The sequence below is a fragment of the Flavobacterium alvei genome (genome assembly GCF_002920895.1).
Classification (GTDB): Bacteria; Bacteroidota; Bacteroidia; order Flavobacteriales; family Flavobacteriaceae; genus Flavobacterium; species Flavobacterium alvei.
Genome location: NZ_PQVG01000002.1, coordinates 542,854 through 549,042 on the forward strand (window position 1 = coordinate 542,854; position 6,189 = coordinate 549,042).

Genomic DNA, 6,189 nt, shown 5'->3' on the forward strand with positions numbered 1-6,189 from the left:
TTCTTTTTTACAATAAAATACATCAGCTTTTAATAACTAAATTGATTCCTAATTTGGAAAAACTGTGGTAAGTTTTTTTATCTACCAAATAGTTACATTACTTTTAATAAATTTATAAAAACAAATTATGAATTTATTTGAAGATTCTAATGAATGGACAGAAAAACTAGATCCCATTCTAAGCAAATACAAAGACCGAAAACACCCGTTGGACTATCATAATTTGTATCAATTAATGGTAATGGTAGTTCTTTCTGCCCAGGATTCGGATGCCAATATCAACAAAATTGCTCCTGCTTTATTCAAAGTTTTTCCGAATATGGAAAGTCTGTCTGTTTCAAATGTGGGCGCCTTAATTCCTCATATTTCCAAAGTGAGGAATTTTGGAACCAAAGCCAATTGGCTGATAGAAATTGCTCAAACCATCCAAAAAGACGAAAATATTCCCCTCACGATGGACGGATTAACCGCTTTGAAAGGCATTGGGCGAAAATCAACCAATGTCATTATGCGTGAAGCCAATGTTCCCGTGAAAGGAATTATCGCCGATTTACACGTAATCCGTGTAGCTCCCAGAATTGGATTAATTCCAGAATCAAAGGACGGAGTTAAAGTCGAAAAACAATTGATGCAAGTATTGCCGAAGGAAATTTGGGAAGAAATAGGTATGGCTATTTCGTTTTTGGGAAGAGAAATTTGTAGGCCACAGCCTAAGTGTGGGGAATGTCCAGTTAATGGGATTTGTGAGTATCATAAAACCTTTAAATCAGAACATCCTCAATAATTTGCTTCATTTTTGTGTTACTCATCTGTTCGTGAAAAGCCACTGAATAGCCATCTATTGTTAATTGCTTGAAAAATTCTTTCGCACAACTTATTTTTACAGATTCAATATTTCTTAAATCAGATTCATTTTTAACATCTTTAGTTTCAACAATAATATTTAAAATTTTATTTCCATCCGATTTTTTTACTACGTACATAAAATCTGGACTATAGGATTGACCTGTAATTGTTGGAATAGAGATACTTCTTCTTGGTATTTTTCCGTAAACAACGACTTCTTGCACCTGTTCTAAAATATTGTCTTTTTCTAATGGTGAATCAAAAGCAAACCTATCGTACAAATATTTTTCTGACGGATTTCCTTCAATAAATTTTGTTCCAATTATTCCTTGCGTTATTTCTGAACGTGGAGTTCCATTTGCAAAAGTCAAAGCAGTAGCATTCAATTTAATATTTGTTTTACCATAAGAAAATCTACCCGCAAGATTATTAGTTTTCCAGTCGTTGAATTTTGAAACAAAATTCGCCACGCTAAACTCATTTATTTTATCTTTATCTATTTCATTAGACGTTGCATATTGAATCAATGCCTGATTTAATAATAGAATCGGAATATTAGTTTGCTTGTTTATTCTTTTTAAGAATTCACCGTAAGGCAATCTTTTAATGATTTTATATTGAATTCCACTACTTTCGTTTAACATCATTAAACCATCATCCGAAGTATTCAATTCTTGTCTTGAACTTGATATAATAACATCCGTAAAAACGTCTTTTTTGAAAAGACCTACTAATTCATTTTTTAAATAATCGTCGTTTTCTATTTTCTCATAAAACAACAAATACTTTTGACTTATGGCTTCCCACAAACTTTTCAATTCATTGTATTGTGCAGGTCTAATCTTTACTTTCCGCTCTTTACCTTTATTATTATCAACAATTTTTCCAGTACTTAATCCTGCTGCAAAATCTGGATATTCATCAAAAAACTGATTTGAATTTTCAATTACTACATTTTTATTTCTATCAATGAATTTTTTAATCAACAAGTCCGTAAATAAATCATCCGAGCTTAGTCCTAATTTTTCGGCTACTTTTTGGAGACGTTCTTCGGTTATAACAAAACCTTTTGGCAATTCATCGTTAATTTCTTTGACTAATTTTTCAGCAAAATCAGCTTCAGTAAAATCAATAATATAATTGAGTTTAAAGTCTTCATTGGATATTCTATTTCCGTTTTCATCAACGGGCAAACGCAAACCCCGCCCAACCTCTTGAATTTTGCTATTTTCACTACCACTGGAACGCAATTTTGTAATGGTAAATACATTCGGATTATCCCAACCTTCTTTCAAAGTCCATTTAGAAAACAAAAAACGCCTTGTATTCAGTTTTCCATCATCCAATTTTATGGATAGTAATTTCTTCTTGTCAAATAAAATTTCGTTGATTTGATTGGCTATTTCTTCATCCGAATTAGTGTTGTCTTGCGAAAAATAACCTGCGTGACAACCCGAAATATCTAATTTGGATGCTTGTAAATAGTCAATATAATCGCTGTCATTCTCAACCGAAAGTGTTGGCAAAACTTCGTTTATCTTTTCTAATAATAGCTTTTCAAAAGTATTTTTTAGATAGGTTTCTTTTTCACTTTTATCATCTTTTCTGTAGGAATGAATATCATCAATAAAAAAAAGTGCCAATGTTTTAATCTTAAACTTTCTATCAAAATTGATTTTCTCGGTTTCAAAATGTCGGTCAATTGCTAATTTCAGCATTTGTTCTTGATAAGACGATGAATAAATATCATTAACAAACTCTTCCCCTTGAAACTTGGTCTGACCATTTGATAATTCAATATAATTGGTGCCGATTGCTTCAATAATAATTCCTTCCAGTTCTGTTGAAATTAAAGACAAACTATCTCCTTTCTTTAGTTCAAAAGATTTTGTTGTATTCCCTTTTTGAATGTAATTCAGCTTAACTGCTGTTTTGCTTTGAACCGATATGATTTTTACCTTATCGTCTTTGTTCGATAAAGGTTCAAAATGTTCTTTCGCAATTCCTTTTATCAAATTTTGATTAAAAGCGTCACAAGCATTTAAGTTGTACAATAGATTATGATAATCCTTGATTGTTTTTTTGGCAACTCCTTTTCCAACTGTCACAGTGGGAAATGTAGCTCCAAACCGAATAATGCATTGTGGCTGAATATCATTGGTAATAAACTCAAATGTTTTTTGTTCTTTAGAAAAACGGTGAGGTTCATCAATAATCAAGAAAGGTTTTGTTGCTTTTAAAGCATCAACTGGGCGATGAAATCCCTCTGGTCCATAATCATAATCATCCCGATTCAACATCGCATCTTTCCTATTGCTAAATAATGCCATATTAGTCAGCAATACATATATTTTATTAGCATTTTGGCTCGAACCCTTAACAAAATCACTAACGGTACTCGGAAAAAACTTTTTCCCTTTTTTAGTTTTACCTGCTTCTAAAACCTGCAATTCTATTTCAGTTCCATAACCACAAACGTCTTTAAAATGTTTTTTGGTGTAACTGTCTTGAATAAATTGTTTCGTTCCTGCTTTGATGGCAAGCGTTGGCACAACAATTATAAATTTATTAATCTTGAATTTTTTATGAAGTTCAAATATCGTGGCAACTTGTACATAAGTTTTCCCTGTTCCAGTTTCCATTTTAATATCCAGATTCAAATAGTTTTGAATACCATTCAAATTCACGTATTCCAAATCAACAGTATTCCCTTTTTGTACGAACTTGATGCGTTCCAGTAATAATTCTTTATCTAAATCTAGAATAGGATTAGAATAATACCTATTACTTTTCTCAAAACTGCCTTCTCCAAAAACATTGCTAATGGCGTTAACTGCTTTTTCTTGATGAGGCAAACCATTTTTTAAGATTAATTCCATAGTTAGTACCTTACATCAATATTGATTTTCAAATTCTTTTCGCTATCATTCAGAATCTTTAAATTCTTTTCTAACATTTCAGTAACAGACCATTCGTTAAAACTATAACCAAACAGCACAATGTTTTCTGGATTAAAACCAGCAATCGTATCGTATTTTTCGAAAAGAACTACCATTGCATCCTGAGTAAAATCAGAATTGATAAGATATAAATGTTTCTTGCAGTAATAAGCGGTATAGCCTTTTAAGTTTATAGCTTCAACTTTTGCATTCAATCCGTATCCATCATTGTTGAGCCAAGTCGTCAATACTGTTTCTGTACCAAAATCGTCTAAAATAGTAGCATCCCCAAGCAATCCAGCTTTATCAAATGTTTCGCATTTATCTAAAGTATTTTGATTGGGTTCGTTGAGAATAAAATGTTTGAAACCGTAATCAATTACCGCATTTGTTTCTTCTTTTATCTTTTTTGATGCCCTAATGATTCTTTCAATTCCAACATAATCTAATGTTGTTGGTCTATTAATAGAAGTTAGAAAATCAAAAGCTGTTTTTTGACTCAAATCCTTCGGGTTTAAAACTTCTGGAAGTTGTATCGAGATAAATTTTCGTTTACCATCTGCTTTATCATTTGCATTAATATCTAATACAGCTTGGGCACTTGATGCACTACCGGAAAAAAAATCAACAATTAAAGAATTATTATCGTGGTTAGTTGCTGATTCAATTAGATATTTTAGAAGGCTAACTGGTTTGGGAAAACTAAATATTTTACTGTCAAATAGTTTGGCAATATCTTTTGTACCATCCTGACTCATTCCGACTTCTTTAGGCAAATTGGTACTTACTGGTAGAAATCCAAACATTTCGCCTGTCTTCTTCTCATCATCTTCTTTAAAATATCTTAATACAGGTTTAGAAATTTTAAGAAAGTCATAGTCCCCAGGATATACAATCCTATTTTCTTTTTCAAACCCTTTAATCGATTCGGTCGTAACACGCCAAACAGCATTTGGATTTACAGGATATTCATTTCCACTTTTAGGATCTACTATTGTAAAATTACTATTTGGTCTCTCATCAGCATTTCTTTGAGTTGTCATATCGTGAATTCTCCAAGGTCTATTCGGAAAATCATCGGATTCATAGTACTTACGAGAGCCTCCTTTCATAGAAGCAATAAAATCTTTTTTTGAGTAACTAATAATTGATTCATAATCTTGAGAAACTCCAAAAGGGACATCACTCTTTGCTGTCCTTTTTCTCCAAGGAAAAGTTGCTACAAAGCATTCCTCCCCAAAAATATCATCACATAGCAATTTCAAATTTGCCTGTTCATTATCATCAATGGAGATAAAAATCACTCCATCATCCTTCAATAAATCATTTGCTAATTGCAATCTTGAGTACATAAACATTAACCAAGCTGAATGTGATGCCGAATTTCTTTTGGTTAAATCCAAAATTCTTTTGGCTTGTGTTTCGTCAACGCTTAATTTATCTTGTAATTCATCAACCGTAAAATTGAAATTGTCTTTATACACAAATCCGTCACTCCCTGTGTTGTAAGGTGGGTCTATATAAATACATTTTACGCTTTTAGAATAGGATTTCAATAAATGCTTCAATCCGTCAAGATTATCGCCACTAATGTAGATGTTCTCGCTGTTCTTGTTTTCGGGTAAATTATTGTGGTCTGTATTGGGCGTAATTACTGTTGTTGTATCCAAAGAAGCCAAAAGTTTAGCATAACTTTTACCAAGAAATTTAAGTTCGTATCCTTCGTGAACAACATCTACTTTGTCTTTCAATTCTTCCTTAAATCTTTCCATATCAAAACTACCGTCTTTTTTAAAACAAGACGAAAAGTGTTCCTTTAAAATGGAAATTGCAGTATCATTAATGGAAATATTTTCGTTACTACGTGCTATATCTTTTATCATAATGTGTTTTTAAAATTGATTTTAAATGAGTATTTCTAAAAATCAATACATTATGAAGTTGAAATTTTACATCTAATTATTGCGTATGGTTTCATATTTTTGTCGAGTGACAAAAAAATAGGCGCAGGCTAATTGCAATGCTCGTATCTGAGGTGGTCGAATACCCTACCTACAAAGCAAAGCAACGCCCACGCCTACGCGTGAACGTTAGCTTAAACTCTCCCGTAGGTATTTGAAATTTCGACCTTTCAGATACAGGATTTTTCGCTAAACGCTAATTTTATGTGTCTTTAGTTATTTTATATCTTTCTATTTTTATTGGATAACAAATATAGTTTATTAATTTTTATTGAAATAAGAGATTTAGGATTGATTCCAAAAAAAACTCAATTTTTTCCAAACAAAAAACCCTTCATCGATAGATGAAGGGTTTTAAAAGAATCTGAAACAAGTTCAGATTAAAGAAAGGCGACGACATACTCTCCCACAAAATTGCAGTACCATCTGCGCAGGCGGGCTTA

At 32.0% G+C, this 6,189-nt stretch carries 3 protein-coding genes; 1 reads left to right on the top strand and 2 read right to left on the bottom strand.

Translation table 11 applies throughout. From position 1 onward, the window contains the following. The first annotated feature begins 127 nt into the window (after nucleotides 1–127). A complete protein-coding gene (locus C3L50_RS05330) occupies nucleotides 128–784 on the top strand; it encodes an endonuclease III domain-containing protein (protein WP_103805104.1) in 657 nt (218 codons plus the stop codon). Here C3L50_RS05330 and C3L50_RS05335 read toward each other — a convergent pair. Both C3L50_RS05335 and C3L50_RS05340 read right to left on the bottom strand, forming a co-directional pair. Continuing rightward, entirely contained in the window at nucleotides 762–3,725 is a 2,964-nt protein-coding gene (locus C3L50_RS05335; RefSeq protein WP_103805105.1) for a type III restriction-modification system endonuclease, read from the bottom strand. The genes C3L50_RS05330 and C3L50_RS05335 overlap by 23 nt on opposite strands. A gap of 2 nt (nucleotides 3,726–3,727) precedes the next feature. Beyond that, entirely contained in the window at nucleotides 3,728–5,668 is a 1,941-nt protein-coding gene (locus C3L50_RS05340) for a site-specific DNA-methyltransferase (protein ID WP_103805106.1), read from the bottom strand. Nucleotides 5,669–6,189: the final 521 nt, after the last annotated feature.